This window comes from Neisseriaceae bacterium CLB008, assembly GCA_041228285.1.
Taxonomy (GTDB): Bacteria; Pseudomonadota; Gammaproteobacteria; order Burkholderiales; family Neisseriaceae; genus JAGNPU01.
On record CP166133.1, the window covers coordinates 1,869,424 to 1,884,827 of the forward strand.

Consider the following 15,404-nt stretch of genomic DNA (forward strand, 5'->3'; position numbering starts at 1 on the left):
AGCTATACCTCCTTGGCCATTTCCTTGGCCTTTACAATATCTGCCTGCTGGCTACTTTTGTCACCACCAGCCAACATGATAATAAGTACATTTTCCCTCATGGTGTAATAAAGACGATAACCAGCGCCTTCTGTGATACGCATCTCACTGACGCCATCACCAAGGCTTTTAATGTCACCCAAATTACCCCCCATCGCCCTACGTAAGCGCACAAGCACTTTTGCTTTGGCTCGGTTGTCCCTCATGCTAGACAGCCATTTAGCGAACATCTCGGTTTGTTGAATACTGTACATGCCTCATTATGTATCCAAATAGATACAATTGCAAGTAATATCATCCAATGCCATACGCCATACAATAAAGAGTTTCCTTTATTACTGGGGCACCTGCCCTAGCCAGAACGAATCACAATGCGTCTCAGGCTCGCGCGTGCGCGCGTATCTGTTTCGTGGCGCCAGCTTGGCTTCTATGATGTATTGTGCTGGCCCAAAAAAGCCACCCCTTAAGGATGGCTGAAACAATTGAAGCCTTATCATTATTCATTTAGCACCCTTGGGTCTTACATGCAACTCCCCACATGATAAAAGCAGGAGCAACAAGCATAGGGCCCAAGATTGCCTTACCATTTACACTAACTTCCTTACCATAAGACTCAACCGTCACTTCCAATGGTTTTTTTAATAAATATTTTTCTAGTAATTCATCACGATTATCTAGCTTAACCACTCTACCTTCTAAGTAATAATTACCACTTAACAAAGGTTTATTTATATTCCGATCAGGTAACAGTTTATTCATTGCTTTTGTACCCTCGGTTCCCAGTACATTCACAATACCAAATTTGTAATTTTTAACTAAATCATCAACTTCTTCCTTAGTAAAAATTTCTTTATCTAAATAGATACTGTAGTTCCCACGTATTTCATTTGTATTCTTTGTGTAATCCCAAAAATTGGCAGTAGTAAATAATATTTTATTTTTATATGTAGAATTTAAAAAACTTTGCAGCCTAATTACTGAGTTTCCATTAAATTCATATTCAAACTCCGGCCCTGCAGCATAGAGCTTATCCCCCTGAATAAAAACCGCCTGGATACTTTCTTCCCTACTATGCTTATAAACAGTAGAAGTAACGCAGCTACTTAAAAACATACTAGCCGCCAACGAGAATATCAGTTCTTTTACCAAGCCATTCACCGTAAATTTATTTTTATACTCTATCAGTTTACCACCAGTTTATAACCTAAATTCATAAATGTTTTCCTTATAAATAAAGCCCACCCTTTCGAGGTGAGCTGTTTACTTACTTTCCATCATTGGCGTAACTACAACGGCAATTCAACCTTTAGTGTTCGTATCTCATTACCATTCTCATCAACCAACTCAATTCCAACCGCATGCAACCTACAGATTGGATCTTTATTATCATCCCAACAACTGGGCATATCTGCTTTCAAGCCACTAGCTTTATCAAGTAGTTTAGATTCTTCCTTGGTAATGAAAGCAATGCCAAGACATTGGTACATTAATCTAGCTCCATCATCTAATAGCTTATCAAGCTCATCACCTACCAGCTCTAACTTACCATCAAAGAGCTCACAAACTTTATTACATATAAATGATAATGGAACAATATGTTCTAAATGCCTACTTTCTTTTGTGGCGTAATATTTTTTAGAAAACCCTCTAAAAATCAAAGCTTTCTCAGGGTGCAGCAATAACGTCAAAGCTCTTGAATGATAACCAAGCAGGCTTCCATCATTATCATGGATCACTCGATCCTTTTGGAATGTTAAGGTGTTATATAAATGTTGGGTATATAGCCGGCATGTCTTAAGCAAGAAATCATCTAAGCCAGTCATAATATTACTTTCTTCATAGAAACTCACTTATATTATTAATATTTAAATTAAATAAAACAGTATTATATTACTATCTCCCAAACTACTAAAACATTAAGCTTGGTCTATAAATTTAGCCATCATCACCAAGGCCTAAATCAAGCATTTGCTGGCAGTTCTGGTTGCCTACGACACTTACGCTTTCAACAATCAGCTCAGGGCATTGGTGTATCAAACGCTGCTTTTTAATTGCCTCTTTTGTGTCCTGAAGGTTTGCCTTGAAACGCTCTAGCCCAGCCTGAACCTTGGCTCCATTACGCACTTCGTTTTCAAAGTATTCGGGGTTCACATCAATCATTCGTTCCATGGCGATTAGCAGCTCTTGGCCAGCATCAACAAGGTTATTGATCTTCTGATCCTTGAGCACCCCTTGGCTTGCGATCTGCCCCACCATTTGGCCTATCTGGCCTAAGTACACATTCCCCATTGCATGAAGCATCTCAGTCACCTCTAAGCTTGTTCTGGTCTCAACAGGCATATTGTTTGAGCCAACCAGGTAATCAATGGACACGCCATAAAATTCAGCCATCTGGACGATCCAACGAATAGGGATCGACTTTTTACCGTTCTCCCACTCAGACAAATTGGATTTATGCATCCCCAGTGCCTCTCTTACACGTTGAGGTGACATACCCAGCTGCTGTCGAACAGTTTTAAGCCGTTCACCGATCAGCCGGTTAATCGTTTGGTTATCCGCAGAGACTTGCTTAGGACTAACCTTAGGTGGTGTTTTAATAGAAATTGGCATGATGCAATCCTCCCTACTATTCTGTTTACGGTCCTTGGTTAATTACCAAGAGCCATTAAATGATCCACCGCCGCCTGCGCCTCAGCTTCACTACTAAATGTCTTACTTAAAACCATGCTCCATGCCACGTTAAAAACACGCTTATAGAAATCGTTAAACTCATCCTGGTTCATACGCGCAAAGCTGATCGATTTAACTTTCTTAGTAAAGCCTGCCGGTGTATCCACCAGATCGTAATGCCCTGCTTCTCTGGCTAACCAGTCACGAAGTCCATTAATGTCTTTGTATGGGACTTGTCCAACCTTTTCTGCCCTACCCACGGCCAAGGCTTTGAGTGCTTCCTTCCCCATATTGTGAATTTGGCCGCCCATCCCTAATAGCCGATCAATTCGCTTTGTGACCCAATCCACGACTTCAATCTCATTCTGGGCGATCAGGCCACCCTCTGGCTGCCAATACTCAAACACAGTAGGTAGGAAGCCACCAAAGAACAACCGGTGATGCTGTAACGACCTGTCAGTCTGTCTGGCCATTTCCATCTTTACAGCCTGACCGATCCTTATCCGTTTTAACTGCTCTGCGTCGTATTCCGTAGCAGGCCGAAGTGAGCCGTCTTGAGCTTTAACCATCATGATCTTAGTTGCCACGTTCGATCTCCTTTAATTTCGCTCGGTAGGTGGCCTTAATCGCCCTCAGTTGATCGTGCGTGTAATTCTTAGGGGGATGTTTACCCTCTAACCGCTCGACTCGTTCTAGACCGATTCTGACGATAAGACCAAGGCGGTAATCAACGGCGTTGCCTGACAGGTATCGGTTACACGAAATGCATTGTCCAAAAGTATTATCTTCATCAAATCTTAACTCTGGACATGAGCCGACGCTTCTGTAATGCCCTGCGTCTCGTTGGTTAGCTACGCCTGAATCTGGTTTACCGCAGCTGATACAAGGCTTGCCCTTATCACGCGCCCGAATGAATTTATTAAACTCGGCCTGAGCCTCTCGGATTAAAACTGGCTTAGTCTTGATTGACTCTTTGCGTAATGCTGTTTCTTTACGTTTTGCAGCTAAAGAGGCCTTAGCCTTTTTGGTATTGTCGGCCTTAACCTTGGCGATGGCACATGCTGGAGAGCAAACGGCTTGCATCGGTCTAACTGGGGCAAACAGAGCTTTGCACACTCGGCATTTCTTTTGCTTAACCTGACTCATGATCGACCACCAGCTAAGGCGCCTTTGAGCACATCTCCAAGTCTCATCGGTGCTGATCCACCTAATCCCCCTCCACTGCCATCACGGGCAGCAGCCTGTGCTGCCAGTAGTTGCTTGGCACCCTCGCCCAACTCAGGCCCAGCTGCCTGAGCCTTCGGAGCATCAGGCGGGACAACAGCAGGTCGTTGGTCAGCAACACGGTAAGTAGGCGCCTGTTTGGCAGCCTGAGCATTCAGCAGCCAGTCATGCTTAAACCCCACCCACCCTCGTTCAACACTGACCGTCACAGCCTGTTCTACACTCAGCCCTGCCTTGCTAGCCTCTCGCACAACGCCCTGCATCGCAGTCACGGTCAGAGTCTTGTTGCCACGGACAGTGATGTAATCCTCAGCCAGCTGGTCAGTCACGCCGTGCTCAGCAAGAATTGCCAAAGCTGCTTCGTGTTTGGTTTGTTTTGCAGATTTCTTTTGTTTATTTTCTATATCTTTTCTAGTGTCAGGGTTAGTGTTCTTATATGTCGGATTTATTTCCGAGTTTTCTCGGATATTTTTCCGAGTTTCTTCGGATTTATTTCCGTCACTCGGATTTATTTCCGAGTCTCGGAACGACCACTCTTTCCCTTTTTGAGTGATCGCCACCATGTCTTTTTGGCCTAATTTAATATGGTCAATTAAGCCCAATTTTTTTAGGTCCATCATGTGACGATAAACCGTGTCTGGCTTCGAATAAGCAACAGGCAACTCTTTAATAACTTCGTTGCGTGATGCCCAGTAGTAAACCTTGCCATCAATAAAGGATTCCTCTGCCCAGCCCGGTAGTTGGCTTAGCAAGTCCATCAAAGCGCCCTGAGTAAGGTTTAACCCCCACTCAAGGCACTTTTCATTATTGATGTTTGAGAAGTATTTCATTTATCAGCCCTGCCGATCTTGATTTTCTATTTTGAATATGTCATTATTCATTTGTGTTTTCCCCTATTTCAAAACACATGATTAGCCACTGTTCACGCAGTGGCTTTTCTTTCATCTGCTATTCAAGTCAATTTTTATCTGTAAAAGCTGCTGTAAAAGCTCATCACAAGCAGCCATCACCAATACACTCTCAGTGCGCGTCACCGACTCGCCTCCGTTGCCATGCGGGTCTACGGCTTCAATCACTGCTTTTGATACACCACCCATGTAGGCAGATAACCGGTTAGCTGCTGCCATAAGGTTGTCCGTTGTGATTTCTCCATTAAACTTTGGGATATCAACCAGCATGAGGCCTTGGCGTGCAGCCATCTCGGTTAAAATTAAATGCTTTGAATCACGATCCTGCAGGTCTTGGCTGTCTTCAATGTTCAGTTTGTGGCCATTTTGATTTAGCTTATTGTTTACAATCACAGGGCTTTTGCCCGTCATGTGTGCAAAGCCAGTAATGCCCCCGCGGACATTCAACGCAGCATCCTTATGTGCTCGGTAAAGACTTTCGTAGTCGTCACTCATGACATTTCTCTTTCTTCAAACGTGTTATTGCGTGGATGGGTTGTTAAGCTGTCGATGTTAGGCAGCAATCAGCTCAGGCCAATTTTCATGCCAATCATGAGGGCGCAACATTTTTCGGTTAATTAATCCGCTTGTTTCAGCCTCAATTCGTACACAAAGCTTTGTACCAAGTGGCCGCTTAGTTGATGCGGATTTTCGGAGGTAATTAATGCTCGTCTGAGTATTTCGCTCAAACTCCTCTCTCCCTGCCTGGCTTAAAGAATTCAAAAATTTTATTAACTCTTCCATGGTAATTTTCCTATTACTAATTGGTAATATTATTACCCAAAACAAAATCAAGATCAACACCTTTTGGTGTTTTACCTTTTTAGTAATTATTGAGAGAATAACGACTGCATCTTAAGAGGCTACTAAATGACAACGGCAGATATTCGCAGAGCGAATTTAAAAAAATGGATTGATGAAAAGCACAATGGCACACAGGCCAGCTTTGTTGCGCTAACTGGCATTAACCAGGGCGAGCTATCAGGGCTTCTAAATAAAAAGTCCTTCGGAGAGAAAAAAGCTAGATCCCTAGAAAAGATTGCGGGCATGCCTGAAATGTGGCTAGACACCCCAGTGATAACAAAGGAGTCTAACGTCAGCGATATCGGCCGCCCTCACCTATGGAGTAGCAACGACCCATTACCTGAAGAGGATTATGTCTTTTTGCCATTCTACAAAGACATTGCCCTTTCTGCCGGCACGGGCTGCTTTTCTACGGATGACCACAACGGCTATAAGCTGCCATTTGCTAAATCAACACTAAGACGCCATAACGTTCAATACGACCAAGCTGTATGTGTAACCGTGAGCGGCAACTCAATGGAGCCAGTCCTACCAGACGGCACGACCGTTAGCGTGAACATGGCCGACAAACGCATCGTGGACGGCAAGATTTACGCTATTTGCCAAGGTGACATGCTTCGAGTGAAGCGCCTTTATGCTCTACCTGGTGGGAAAGTCCGCATTAGTAGCTATAACGGTGATGAACACCCAGACGAAATCGAGCCTACTGGTGATGTCGAGATCATTGGCCGTGTATTTAATTGGTCAGTCATGGACGTGTAGAACTCAAACGATATGTAGGAGCTATACAGGGCCGACAATCCCAACTGAGCACTTTAAACAACAGAAAACCCCTCTTTTGAGGGGTGTTTTTTTGCTTTGGCCATTGTCATCTATTCATATCACATATTGAATTATTATTATGATAGTATTGTTTCGGATTTTAGGTTACTCGTCACTCTACAAGGCAAAGAATGAATAATAAACTCAGGAGAGTGATGGTACTGTCTCAGGCTGGAGGTGTGCCTGAGGGTGTTCTTGGAGACTAACTTCTAACTATTTAAAATAGAGGCTGCAAGTTGAATATTAAAACCATAACCGATCAAGATTTAGACGATCTTATTAAATGCCATAAAAGGGCAACTAAAAATGCCAGGGATATCCCTGATAAGCGGCATATAAAAAAAGACTTTTCTTTAGTCGCCAGCAAATACCCTGAGTATAAGTTCACTCTCTACATTAGGCATAGCCTTGAGATGGAGGATGATTATACTGTGGGCCTAAGGGTTAGCCTACCCAAAGAAAAAAATCCCTTAACTCTAGTAAGATTTAATGGTAGTAGCCATGGGCATAAAAATGTACTAGAGGATGAGTCATTTCCTTTTAATGAACATATTCACAAAGCAACTGAGCGCTATATCAAAGCGAAGCTAAAAGCTGAGGGATACGCCCTAGTCACAGATCAATACACCACTGTTGAAGGAGCCTTGCTTCACGCCTGTGAAATATGCAATATTACAGGTATACTTGCTAATACAATATCAGCGGCCAATCAGGACTTGTTTAACTAAAATGATTACAGCAGAACACATCGAAAGAATATTGTGCACCAGCTTTTGCACAGATATTCAAACCAGAGAACGAAAAGATGGATGGATACAAGTATCCACCCCTTTCGTTGGTCGCGATGGTGATATCTACAACATTTTCTTAAAACAAAAAAATGGTATTGTTAGAGTATCTGACCGCGGTTCAACCATTATGCGGCTAAGTTATGAGACAGACTTAAAGACTTTAACTGGTGCACGACAAGAAACTTTGATTCAAATTACGGATGAACAAGGTGTCTTATATGATGATGGTGAGATTTACACAGAAACGATTGCGAGCAATATAGGCAGTGCTGTTTTTAAACTTGGACAAGCACTAACAAGAGTGTCAGATATTGGCCTCTGGTCCGCAGGAAGAATTAAGTCAACATTTTACGAAGACTTAGAATGCACACTTGATGATATTCTAGACAAGCATAATATTCATAAGGATTATTGTATCCCAGACCAGGTTAATTCAAGCAACTATCCTATTGACTATTACCTACAAGGGGAAAGTAGCAAACCATTGTATTTATTTGGTGTACCCGACTCATCAAAAGCAAGGCTAACAACAATTGTTTTAAAACAATTAGAAGTATGGAATCAAAATTTTGATTCTATCGTTGTCTTAAGCAAGATGGATGATATACCAAAATCTGATTTAGCTAGACTTATGGATGCTGCCAATGACATAGTCCCCTCAATAAGTGACACAGCTTCTATCCACAAGAAAATTAATCACCGACTATCTGCATAAATCCCCCTCACTCGAGGGGGATTTTTTTGCCCACAGAAAAGCCCCAGGAGTGTGTGAGTCCTGAGGCTGCTGGGTCTCTCTCTAAGCTAGTTGCTAATTGCGGCTTAACCTAGATGTAAAATTATACCTATCAAATATCATATGTAAATAAGCCATTTATACTAGGGCCATGACACAACGACTCAAAAGCCTACTAAATGAAATACCCCAACAACTAAGGTCACAAAGTTATTGGGGTAAGTGGGCCGCTAGGCATTATGGCAATGAAACAGCCCATAGTTACTATACTCTTTCCCTTGAAATGAATAACTACTCATGAAGTATTAAATCTTTTGTATAACCCAAAAAAAGACCCAAACACCAATCAGGGTGCCTGGGCATCAAGGAAATATAATGAATAAACATAGGACTGCAAAAACACGGTCAAGTTTCAAGAAGTAATCATTTTTTATAAGTCACCTCCCTGCTCAGCCTCTATGTAATTTTCTCAAGTCAATAAAATACCCCAGCGTTAGCGAGACACGCTGGGGTAAGTGGGCTCTCTCTGAGTCATACTTTAAAACTCAACCCAATATTAGCTTATCATTCCAAAAGCATTAAAATCAACAAAATTTAAAATAACCAATTGATATATTTAGATATGTATCTTTTATGTCGTAAATATATTTACAACATCTATGCATAAATTCAGTACGGAACCTCTTATAAAGATCGTATGCATGAATTAATTAAATCACTTAAGACCACTGAGAGGTGGCCTTTTTTCTATATGTTGTAAAAATATCACCTAAAAATTACCATTTATATATCTTTTTAAATCAAATAATTACCAAATAAATTACTTTCACCTCCATTTAAATTACCTTTTGGTATTGATAAATCAATTACCGTTTAGTAATATAACCCCATCGAATCAGCGCAGCACTGGCAGGACAGACTGGTTCATCGGTCTTTAACAGTTACATACGCAATAGCCAGCCTTCCACTTGAAAGCATCCAAGTGAGTACATACAAAGGTAATACTTTGGGGTAAGTCGAACAAATGGCTATGAACACGTATTCAACGTGGCGACAGTGGACGTACTCAAATACAGGGGACGGAGACACGGCAAAGATGAATAGCAGCCAAGGCGAAACTTGGACGGTGCCAGTGCCGCGACTGGATCGGCTTATGCGAAAACGAACCTACAAATGGTCGATTTGGCTAGATATAAAAGCAGTAGCATATGGGACTGTAGCTCAGATGGTAGAGGGGCTTATGAGGGTTTGCCAGGGGTGGCTTTTCCCTCTCTTGCACGGTCGCAGGTTCGAGTCCTGCCAGTCCCTACCAAGACTTTAAATTGAAGCACTCAGAACAGAGTGCTTTTGTGTGAGGTTTTATTTATAGGCGCTTCCATGAGCCATATAGTGGTCCTTCACTATTTGGTGAAAGCAATTATGCAACTCATAGTAATCGCTTTGTTTAATTTGAAATATAACTTTTCTTTTTGAGAGAGTAAGAGTAACCATATCAGTGTTATCAAATTTTATCGGCTCAAAATTCTCATACAGATAGAGCATTACTACGTTCACCTCATCCTCAGACAGGTCAAGAAAAACTTTCTTCGCCTGAGCTTCTGCTGACTTGATGCGCTTTTTTTCGATGCGGGAAGATAGTGATTTCCCTAACCAACTAAAAGCAAGAACGGTTAAGTCAACCAACGCATAAGATATAGCGAAGGTTAGGGCCAGCGTAGTTAATGACCCTGACCCAAACGGAAGGCTTCGTGGCACCAGATCGAGCCATGACTCTGGAGCAAGAAGGTAGAGAACTAGAGTTAATAAAATCGTGTACATCATTTTCCCCAAGGGGACTTTATTAAAAATAATTTCAATTAGCCTAATAAAATCCATAGTTGCAATTTCTCTAGTTGTGTGGGGATGGCTAATTATGCCTTAAATTTCGTTGTGTGGGGACATGACGAAAAACTATCGGACTCAGAGCCGACAAGTCCAGTAAAAGGCTGGCATCAATGATTAAAGCCCATTACGGTGGGCTTTTGTGTGAAGTTTTCAACGAAAGTAATCTAAGACAAATCACCCAAAAGGAGCAGCATCCATGAGCACTAAGAAATCACCCCTCACTTTAAAGCTAACCGGCGCCGAAATTAAAAACCTACGTCGCAGACTTGGCCTTAACCAAGCAGCCTTCTGGTCACCTGTTGGCGTAACCCAGTCAGGTGGCAGCCGCTACGAATCAGGGCGAAACATCCCTACCCCAACAGCCATGATGATTCATCTTGTTTACTTGGCTAAAACCCCTGCTGACGACCTTCAGTCACACAAGAAGGTCTGGGCATTGGCAAAGTAGTGAAAATTGACTGGCCATCATCTGGTGGCCTCACGCATGGGCATTCAATCTTTTAATGGAATATCTATTAAGTCCGTTGCGTAATCGAATGAGTGCCCAGCCGTGAGTTTTAGACTTTTTAGAATAAACACCAGTACTCGCAAATTATTTTATGGAGTAGATAAGTACTGAATGACGGCATCGGCATCCAAAAAGGAAACATCGATTATTTGGCAATAGTTTTTAGATTCAATATGAGCGCCGACCAACTCTTTCACAGCGGAAGCTGAATAATTAGTATCTATATGCCATATAGACCCTTGCACCTTTTGGATGGCACCTAGACCGCCAATGGCCCTCTCTAAGGAGGGCAAGCATTTGATGGCACATGGATAGCACGCTATAACGAAGCTATACATCTAGACACCTTCTAGTGGTATGTGGTTTGAAGTTTTTATTGTTCTAAATGATTATATTAAAATCATTAAAACTGAGTACTTCTTTTAGTCATTAAGTATAATCATATTATATATATCATTTATAAACAAATATATATAACCATTAGATCGATCAAGAAATTAAACCATTCCAAAGTAGTTTTTATACCCAAACCGATTTGACATTTGTACAACAAGCTCACAAAAAACTATATTAAATATTTGATTTTTAATGAACTTGTTATAATTTAGAGTAAACTGACTTTGCGCATTACGCACTTTATGCGCAGTAGTGCTTCTGGCCATCCAAGCTAATCCAACTTGGGTGGCCTTTTTTTATGGGTGAACGATATGACTAAACGAATCTTCTACTGGCTCGGCCCTCTTCTCCTGTTCTTTGTATGGGGCTTCATAGACCACGCAGTGCCAGCCACGCCACCGCCAATACCAACGCAAAGCCCAGTCGGTGAAATCCTCACAGCGGTCGATACAGAGCTGAACTATCGAAGCCTGTACCGCAATGTGACTGTCGATCAGCTGATGATGGGAAATATCTGTATTGAAATTAATGATAACGAATGCGAGGTGTACCGATGAAACAACCAACAATTGAATTGAGCGTGAATGCTGTGCTGAATATGGTGCCAAAGGATGGCCTGCCGCTCTTACAGGATTATGCGCGAAAGAAGCGAACACCAGATCAGGTAATGCTTCAGATGGAAGCCAAAAAACATATTGATGAAATACCAATGAGTGTCCGTGAGTTTCTAGCATCAATTGATGGTCCCCACTGGTTGCCAAATAACGGGCGAGACTGGGTTCCGACTTTCACGTCAAGAAATGATGGGAGAGAGTGATGCAATTAGTACAACCGACATCAATGGCCAATGATTGGCACAAGAGCCGTTTACATGAAGACTGGGCATCACACCCACTGCAACAGCTAATTGATAATGTTGCCTACTGGGAAAGCCGGCAGGCAGAGCATGCTGCCGATAAATTTCTTCTTGGTGAGCGCAGTGCAATGTACCAAGTCATTCATCTTAAATGGCGTATTGAAAACAAAAAACACAGACCCGAATAAGGGTCTTTTTTATTGGATAACGATTATGGACTGGCAACAATTCTACGAGCAAAACCAGCGCCAACAGGAATATGAAGAAAGGCAAGATAATGGAAAATAACGTTCAGGCTATCTATAAAGCCATCAGCAATATCTCAAATGACCTACTGACAGGCATATCCAAAGGGCAAAAAAACGTACAGCAGGGCTTTATGTTTCGGGGAATTGACTCCGTCTATAACGCCCTTGCCCCTGCTTTGGTAACTCATGGGTTACTCATCATCCCTCGCATGACTGAGCGCACAGTAACAGAGAGGGTTACAAAAAACGGCGGCGTATTATTTTATGTAACAGTGAAAGCCGAGTTCGATTTTATTGCAGTGTCCGATGGCAGCAAACTGACTGTATCAACATATGGCGAGGCAATGGATAGCGGTGACAAGGCTACAAACAAAGCCATGTCTATTGCTTATAAGTATGCGGCCTTTCAAACATTCTGCATCCCTACGGAGGATAACTCCCTAGACCCTGATGCTACCACCCACAAGGATGTACAGCCTGAGCTACCAAACGATGCAAGACAGTACATTGATAGCGTACACATGCTAGAGACGATGGAGAGCATTAAAAGTGCCTGGCTCGTTATGAACGAAAAGTATGCAAAGAATGAATACGTGATGAGCCACATTAATGACGCAACCAACCGCCGTAAGAAAGAAATTACCCAACCCAGTGAAGTCAAAAAGGATGCCGCATAATGTCAGTAAATAAAGTAATCCTGCTAGGCCACCTTGGCCGTGACCCTGAAATTCGCTACATGCCTAATGGTGACCCAGTAGCCAACTTCTCAATTGCCACCAGCGAGCAATGGCGCGATAAGTCTGGTGAGCGCGTGACCCGTACCGAATGGCACAACATCACCCTGCATCGCCGCCTGGCTGAAATTGCTGGCCAGTACCTAACCAAAGGGGTCATGGTCTACATTGAAGGCCGAATCCAGTCACGGAAATATACCGGCAAGGACGGCGTTGAGCGCGTGGCCTACGACATTATTGGCAACGAGATGAAAATGCTCGGGGGTCGCGGCAACGGCCAGCAGCAAGAGTCTGGAACTGGCCATCAGGCTGAACTGCCAAGACGGCAGCAGACTAAACCTGCCCCAGTCATGGACGACTTGGATGACGACATCCCATTTTAGACTTGAATTTATTACAAAATCAAAACAGCCCTTATACAGGGTTAGGTACAATTAGCCTCTCTTAAAGTTAGATAGATAATTATTAATTCGCTTGATGTAACCTATCAGTTCAAGATCCCTATTCATATGAGAGCAGAGAATCTTTTGAAAATCCTTATTCTCATCCTCCCAGTTTCGACCAAACATAGAAACACTAATATTCCTAGCTCTTACGTCAGATAGTTCGCCTGTTTCTATTCTTTTTATGTTCATTCTAAATACGGAAACCAAGGCTTTTAATTGATAGATTTTGATCATGAGTTCATTTCTTGCATCTTCACTCAAGAAAGCTGTACTTTTAATATAACCTTCTTCAACAGCAGTTAATTGATAGTGAAATTTAACCCTCATCTTTTCTAGAGTTTCAAAATCTTCAGACTGATGGGATGCCATATTAAATTTATAAGCATCAATCAATATCGTAGAATTTAAACTGATAAGATTTGCATAGTTTTCCTCTTTGCGAGACCACCATTTTTGCCTATAGTAATTTTTCAATGTTACATTAACTGTAAAAAAAACTCCTAATAGAGCGATAGCTGATGGAATTATCAACTTAAGAAGGTCTGCAATAGCCTGGCTATCCATATTCATCACCTTAAATAAAAATTTACCAATCATATCACCAAGCACCTTAAGGGTGCTTTTTTCGTATGCGAAAGGAAATTTATATGACTAAAACTCAACACCGCCGTCGTTTATGGAACTGGCAGGCAGTTATCAAGTCTCAACGCAACTTAACCAAGGAAATGAAACATGAATAAATCAGAACTAATTGACGTAGTAGCAGCAAACTCAGGCCTAACTAAAGCTGACGCAGCCAAAGCTGTCGATGGTTTCACCAAGGCTGTAACAGACACCCTAGCAAAGGGTCAGGAAGTCGCTATCTTAGGCTTTGGAACCTACAAAGTAAGTGAGCGTGCAGAGCGTCAAGGCCGCAACCCAGCCACTGGCGAAGCTCTTACCATTGCTGCTGCAAAAGTGCCAACTTTCAAGGCTGGCAAGGCTCTGAAAGATGCGCTGAACTAAGCAGAATTACAGTAACCCACAAGCCCTCATATGAGGGCTTTTTTATTGAGGTGAGTATGAATGATCGACAGCTTAAGAAAATGTCACGAGCCGCGGCGGACTGGTTTATTGATGAAAAAATTCGCTCACATGGCGAAGTGTTGTTTGATGCCGAAATTGGCAGGTGGGTTTGGTTTTCAGATTTAATAGAAGGTGATTACGATGAGATAGATTGCATTGACATGGCCTTTTGTGATTTCGTTGTGGAGCTAACTAACTGGGACGAATCAAATTGGGAAGAAGTAAAGCCTGCCTACCCAAAAGGCTTCTTCTCATTGTCACAGCACAAGCGCCTGCTCTACGCCATCAATTATCTTAAAACACACGCCACCAATTAGGTGGCTTTTTTTATGGGAGTTTGAAATGCATCCGTTAGATATTTTAGCGTACCAAAAACAATTTAAACCCAACTATCACGCAGCAGCCAAAACCTACAACGACCCTCCCCGCCAACCACGCCCAGACAGACCTAAAGACTGGTGCCGTATCGCAAAAGAAGCTCGACAAAAAGCAATTGAAAATGGTGAAAAAACATACCAGACCAGCTGGGCATGCCGAAACGGGCACCTGGCTCCACAATACACCAGCACGCAAAAGTGCATAGTGTGCACAGCTGGGAACTACAAAAAGAAAGGCAAACAATGACAAAAATAGGCGTCTTTCATTCACGCAAAACAGCTTTTCAGCGTGGCCTATCAAGCGACAAACAAATCCTGATTATCGAAGTCGGCCTATTCTGCAAAAGCAAGAAAGGCTTGGATGTGATCTTTGAAGCACGCGAGTTCACGGATAAAGAACTGGCCCATGCTTACTATAAAGAGTTAAGCGAAAGGCACCTGCAATGAGGCACAACAAGCCGGCCGTGACACTGGGCCGCCAGTTCAACGCAAAGTCGATCATCGAAGGCTTACCCTACTCTAATGCACGCAATGCTGATAAGCGGCTTGCACGGCTTAGAAAGCGGCATGATTTAGATCGCAAGTTCAAAGAAGCAATCACAGATATTTTGGGGTGATATGAAAACTTACACGCATGAAGAGTTAAACCATATGGCAAATAATAATTATGCCTTTATTACGCCAGACCAGACAAATGCTGTATATGTTGGCCTGACATCTGGCGGTGCTTTTAAGTTTATAGATGGATTTCGCAGCTACTATGCTAGCAAATCCCTTTCCGTTTTCGGCGGCCACATCACACCGGAGCCACCAGAAAATGGCTAGATGGCGCTCAATCAAACGGCCACCAAAACACAGCC

General features: G+C 42.5%; 24 protein-coding genes and 1 tRNA gene. 14 read left to right on the forward strand and 11 right to left on the reverse strand.

The genetic code is table 11. From position 1 onward, the window contains the following. Positions 1-2: 2 nt before the first annotated feature. From AB8Q18_08520 to AB8Q18_08560, 9 genes are all read right to left on the reverse strand, one after another. Complete coding sequence (locus AB8Q18_08520) at positions 3-293, reverse strand: type II toxin-antitoxin system RelE/ParE family toxin (protein XDZ50241.1); 291 nt, start codon at positions 291-293, stop codon at positions 3-5. Between the two features lie 250 nt (positions 294-543). Next, positions 544-1,152 carry a hypothetical protein gene (locus tag AB8Q18_08525; GenBank protein ID XDZ50242.1) on the reverse strand — a complete coding sequence of 203 codons (609 nt, stop codon included), beginning with the start codon at positions 1,150-1,152 and terminating at the stop codon, positions 544-546. Between the two features lie 173 nt (positions 1,153-1,325). Then, on the reverse strand, positions 1,326-1,862 hold the full coding sequence (locus tag AB8Q18_08530) for a hypothetical protein (GenBank protein ID XDZ50243.1): 537 nt from the start codon (positions 1,860-1,862) through the stop codon (positions 1,326-1,328). A gap of 112 nt (positions 1,863-1,974) precedes the next feature. Continuing rightward, positions 1,975-2,649, reverse strand: a complete 675-nt coding sequence (locus tag AB8Q18_08535) for a helix-turn-helix domain-containing protein (GenBank protein XDZ50244.1) — start codon at positions 2,647-2,649, stop codon at positions 1,975-1,977. Positions 2,650-2,687: 38 nt separating this feature from the next. Beyond that, positions 2,688-3,296 carry a DUF1367 family protein gene (locus tag AB8Q18_08540; GenBank protein XDZ50245.1) on the reverse strand — a complete coding sequence of 203 codons (609 nt, stop codon included), beginning with the start codon at positions 3,294-3,296 and terminating at the stop codon, positions 2,688-2,690. Next, complete coding sequence (locus AB8Q18_08545) at positions 3,286-3,855, reverse strand: recombination protein NinG (protein ID XDZ50246.1); 570 nt, start codon at positions 3,853-3,855, stop codon at positions 3,286-3,288. The genes AB8Q18_08540 and AB8Q18_08545 overlap by 11 nt, the downstream gene beginning before the upstream one ends. Beyond that, on the reverse strand, positions 3,852-4,763 hold the full coding sequence (locus tag AB8Q18_08550; GenBank protein XDZ50247.1) for a hypothetical protein: 912 nt from the start codon (positions 4,761-4,763) through the stop codon (positions 3,852-3,854). The genes AB8Q18_08545 and AB8Q18_08550 overlap by 4 nt, the downstream gene beginning before the upstream one ends. A gap of 111 nt (positions 4,764-4,874) precedes the next feature. Beyond that, positions 4,875-5,336: a phage regulatory CII family protein gene (locus AB8Q18_08555; GenBank protein ID XDZ50248.1), complete on the reverse strand. Its 462-nt coding sequence runs from the start codon at positions 5,334-5,336 to the stop codon at positions 4,875-4,877. A gap of 57 nt (positions 5,337-5,393) precedes the next feature. Continuing rightward, on the reverse strand, positions 5,394-5,624 hold the full coding sequence (locus AB8Q18_08560) for a hypothetical protein (GenBank protein ID XDZ50249.1): 231 nt from the start codon (positions 5,622-5,624) through the stop codon (positions 5,394-5,396). Positions 5,625-5,750: 126 nt separating this feature from the next. Between AB8Q18_08560 and AB8Q18_08565 the strand changes: the two genes are divergently transcribed. The 4 genes from AB8Q18_08565 (at position 5,751) to AB8Q18_08580 (ending at position 9,338) form a co-directional block, all read left to right on the forward strand. Further along, positions 5,751-6,446 carry a helix-turn-helix transcriptional regulator gene (locus tag AB8Q18_08565; GenBank protein ID XDZ50250.1) on the forward strand — a complete coding sequence of 232 codons (696 nt, stop codon included), beginning with the start codon at positions 5,751-5,753 and terminating at the stop codon, positions 6,444-6,446. A gap of 296 nt (positions 6,447-6,742) precedes the next feature. Further along, positions 6,743-7,234 (forward strand): hypothetical protein, encoded by a 492-nt coding sequence (locus AB8Q18_08570; GenBank protein XDZ50251.1) that lies wholly within the window; start codon positions 6,743-6,745, stop codon positions 7,232-7,234. Position 7,235: 1 nt separating this feature from the next. Next, on the forward strand, positions 7,236-8,012 hold the full coding sequence (locus AB8Q18_08575; protein ID XDZ50252.1) for a DUF1828 domain-containing protein: 777 nt from the start codon (positions 7,236-7,238) through the stop codon (positions 8,010-8,012). A gap of 1,228 nt (positions 8,013-9,240) precedes the next feature. After that, positions 9,241-9,338, forward strand: a tRNA-OTHER gene (locus AB8Q18_08580). 51 nt (positions 9,339-9,389) lie between these two features. Here AB8Q18_08580 and AB8Q18_08585 read toward each other — a convergent pair. Continuing rightward, positions 9,390-9,848 carry a super-infection exclusion protein B gene (locus AB8Q18_08585; GenBank protein XDZ50253.1) on the reverse strand — a complete coding sequence of 153 codons (459 nt, stop codon included), beginning with the start codon at positions 9,846-9,848 and terminating at the stop codon, positions 9,390-9,392. A 262-nt stretch (positions 9,849-10,110) separates the two neighbouring features. On the opposite strand from AB8Q18_08585, the gene AB8Q18_08590 reads away from it, so the two are divergent. The 6 genes from AB8Q18_08590 (at position 10,111) to AB8Q18_08615 (ending at position 13,039) form a co-directional block, all read left to right on the forward strand. After that, entirely contained in the window at positions 10,111-10,362 is a 252-nt protein-coding gene (locus AB8Q18_08590) for a helix-turn-helix domain-containing protein (protein ID XDZ50254.1), read from the forward strand. Positions 10,363-11,129: 767 nt separating this feature from the next. Beyond that, a complete protein-coding gene (locus tag AB8Q18_08595) occupies positions 11,130-11,375 on the forward strand; it encodes a hypothetical protein (GenBank protein XDZ50255.1) in 246 nt (81 codons plus the stop codon). Further along, positions 11,372-11,635 carry a hypothetical protein gene (locus tag AB8Q18_08600; GenBank protein ID XDZ50256.1) on the forward strand — a complete coding sequence of 88 codons (264 nt, stop codon included), beginning with the start codon at positions 11,372-11,374 and terminating at the stop codon, positions 11,633-11,635. The genes AB8Q18_08595 and AB8Q18_08600 overlap by 4 nt, the downstream gene beginning before the upstream one ends. After that, positions 11,635-11,862 (forward strand): hypothetical protein, encoded by a 228-nt coding sequence (locus AB8Q18_08605; protein ID XDZ50257.1) that lies wholly within the window; start codon positions 11,635-11,637, stop codon positions 11,860-11,862. The genes AB8Q18_08600 and AB8Q18_08605 overlap by 1 nt, the downstream gene beginning before the upstream one ends. 89 nt (positions 11,863-11,951) lie before the next feature. Continuing rightward, the gene (locus AB8Q18_08610; GenBank protein ID XDZ50258.1) at positions 11,952-12,599 is read left to right on the forward strand and encodes an ERF family protein; all 648 of its coding nucleotides are present in this window, start codon (positions 11,952-11,954) and stop codon (positions 12,597-12,599) included. Next, positions 12,599-13,039, forward strand: a complete 441-nt coding sequence (locus tag AB8Q18_08615; GenBank protein XDZ50259.1) for a single-stranded DNA-binding protein — start codon at positions 12,599-12,601, stop codon at positions 13,037-13,039. Before AB8Q18_08610 ends, AB8Q18_08615 begins: the two co-directional genes overlap by 1 nt. Positions 13,040-13,090: 51 nt before the next feature. Here the strand turns inward: AB8Q18_08615 and AB8Q18_08620 are convergent, their stop codons facing one another. Continuing rightward, positions 13,091-13,699 (reverse strand): hypothetical protein, encoded by a 609-nt coding sequence (locus AB8Q18_08620; protein ID XDZ50260.1) that lies wholly within the window; start codon positions 13,697-13,699, stop codon positions 13,091-13,093. 135 nt (positions 13,700-13,834) lie between these two features. On the opposite strand from AB8Q18_08620, the gene AB8Q18_08625 reads away from it, so the two are divergent. The 4 genes from AB8Q18_08625 (at position 13,835) to AB8Q18_08640 (ending at position 15,369) form a co-directional block, all read left to right on the forward strand. Next, positions 13,835-14,107, forward strand: coding sequence for an HU family DNA-binding protein (locus AB8Q18_08625; GenBank protein ID XDZ50261.1), 273 nt, complete (start codon positions 13,835-13,837; stop codon positions 14,105-14,107). 56 nt (positions 14,108-14,163) lie between these two features. Then, positions 14,164-14,484, forward strand: coding sequence for a hypothetical protein (locus AB8Q18_08630; protein ID XDZ50262.1), 321 nt, complete (start codon positions 14,164-14,166; stop codon positions 14,482-14,484). A gap of 267 nt (positions 14,485-14,751) precedes the next feature. Next, positions 14,752-14,991 (forward strand): hypothetical protein, encoded by a 240-nt coding sequence (locus AB8Q18_08635; GenBank protein XDZ50263.1) that lies wholly within the window; start codon positions 14,752-14,754, stop codon positions 14,989-14,991. 171 nt (positions 14,992-15,162) lie between these two features. Beyond that, positions 15,163-15,369, forward strand: a complete 207-nt coding sequence (locus AB8Q18_08640) for a hypothetical protein (GenBank protein XDZ50264.1) — start codon at positions 15,163-15,165, stop codon at positions 15,367-15,369. The last annotated feature ends 35 nt before the right edge of the window (positions 15,370-15,404 follow it).

What these genes read in the sequence shown, in the direction of transcription:
- AB8Q18_08555 (XDZ50248.1), bottom strand. Translation starts at nt 5,336, where the DNA reads ATGAGTGACGACTACGAAAGTCTTTACCGAGCACATAAGGATGCTGCG.
- AB8Q18_08530 (XDZ50243.1), bottom strand. Translation starts at nt 1,862, where the DNA reads ATGACTGGCTTAGATGATTTCTTGCTTAAGACATGCCGGCTATATACC.
- AB8Q18_08535 (XDZ50244.1), bottom strand. Translation starts at nt 2,649, where the DNA reads ATGCCAATTTCTATTAAAACACCACCTAAGGTTAGTCCTAAGCAAGTC.
- AB8Q18_08520 (XDZ50241.1), bottom strand. Translation starts at nt 293, where the DNA reads ATGTACAGTATTCAACAAACCGAGATGTTCGCTAAATGGCTGTCTAGC.
- AB8Q18_08525 (XDZ50242.1), bottom strand. Translation starts at nt 1,152, where the DNA reads ATGTTTTTAAGTAGCTGCGTTACTTCTACTGTTTATAAGCATAGTAGG.
- AB8Q18_08575 (XDZ50252.1), top strand. Translation starts at nt 7,236, where the DNA reads ATGATTACAGCAGAACACATCGAAAGAATATTGTGCACCAGCTTTTGC.
- AB8Q18_08560 (XDZ50249.1), bottom strand. Translation starts at nt 5,624, where the DNA reads ATGGAAGAGTTAATAAAATTTTTGAATTCTTTAAGCCAGGCAGGGAGA.
- AB8Q18_08565 (XDZ50250.1), top strand. Translation starts at nt 5,751, where the DNA reads ATGACAACGGCAGATATTCGCAGAGCGAATTTAAAAAAATGGATTGAT.
- AB8Q18_08550 (XDZ50247.1), bottom strand. Translation starts at nt 4,763, where the DNA reads ATGAAATACTTCTCAAACATCAATAATGAAAAGTGCCTTGAGTGGGGG.
- AB8Q18_08625 (XDZ50261.1), top strand. Translation starts at nt 13,835, where the DNA reads ATGAATAAATCAGAACTAATTGACGTAGTAGCAGCAAACTCAGGCCTA.
- AB8Q18_08630 (XDZ50262.1), top strand. Translation starts at nt 14,164, where the DNA reads ATGAATGATCGACAGCTTAAGAAAATGTCACGAGCCGCGGCGGACTGG.
- AB8Q18_08605 (XDZ50257.1), top strand. Translation starts at nt 11,635, where the DNA reads ATGCAATTAGTACAACCGACATCAATGGCCAATGATTGGCACAAGAGC.
- AB8Q18_08640 (XDZ50264.1), top strand. Translation starts at nt 15,163, where the DNA reads ATGAAAACTTACACGCATGAAGAGTTAAACCATATGGCAAATAATAAT.
- AB8Q18_08585 (XDZ50253.1), bottom strand. Translation starts at nt 9,848, where the DNA reads ATGTACACGATTTTATTAACTCTAGTTCTCTACCTTCTTGCTCCAGAG.
- AB8Q18_08610 (XDZ50258.1), top strand. Translation starts at nt 11,952, where the DNA reads ATGGAAAATAACGTTCAGGCTATCTATAAAGCCATCAGCAATATCTCA.
- AB8Q18_08545 (XDZ50246.1), bottom strand. Translation starts at nt 3,855, where the DNA reads ATGAGTCAGGTTAAGCAAAAGAAATGCCGAGTGTGCAAAGCTCTGTTT.
- AB8Q18_08615 (XDZ50259.1), top strand. Translation starts at nt 12,599, where the DNA reads ATGTCAGTAAATAAAGTAATCCTGCTAGGCCACCTTGGCCGTGACCCT.
- AB8Q18_08595 (XDZ50255.1), top strand. Translation starts at nt 11,130, where the DNA reads ATGACTAAACGAATCTTCTACTGGCTCGGCCCTCTTCTCCTGTTCTTT.
- AB8Q18_08620 (XDZ50260.1), bottom strand. Translation starts at nt 13,699, where the DNA reads ATGATTGGTAAATTTTTATTTAAGGTGATGAATATGGATAGCCAGGCT.
- AB8Q18_08600 (XDZ50256.1), top strand. Translation starts at nt 11,372, where the DNA reads ATGAAACAACCAACAATTGAATTGAGCGTGAATGCTGTGCTGAATATG.
- AB8Q18_08590 (XDZ50254.1), top strand. Translation starts at nt 10,111, where the DNA reads ATGAGCACTAAGAAATCACCCCTCACTTTAAAGCTAACCGGCGCCGAA.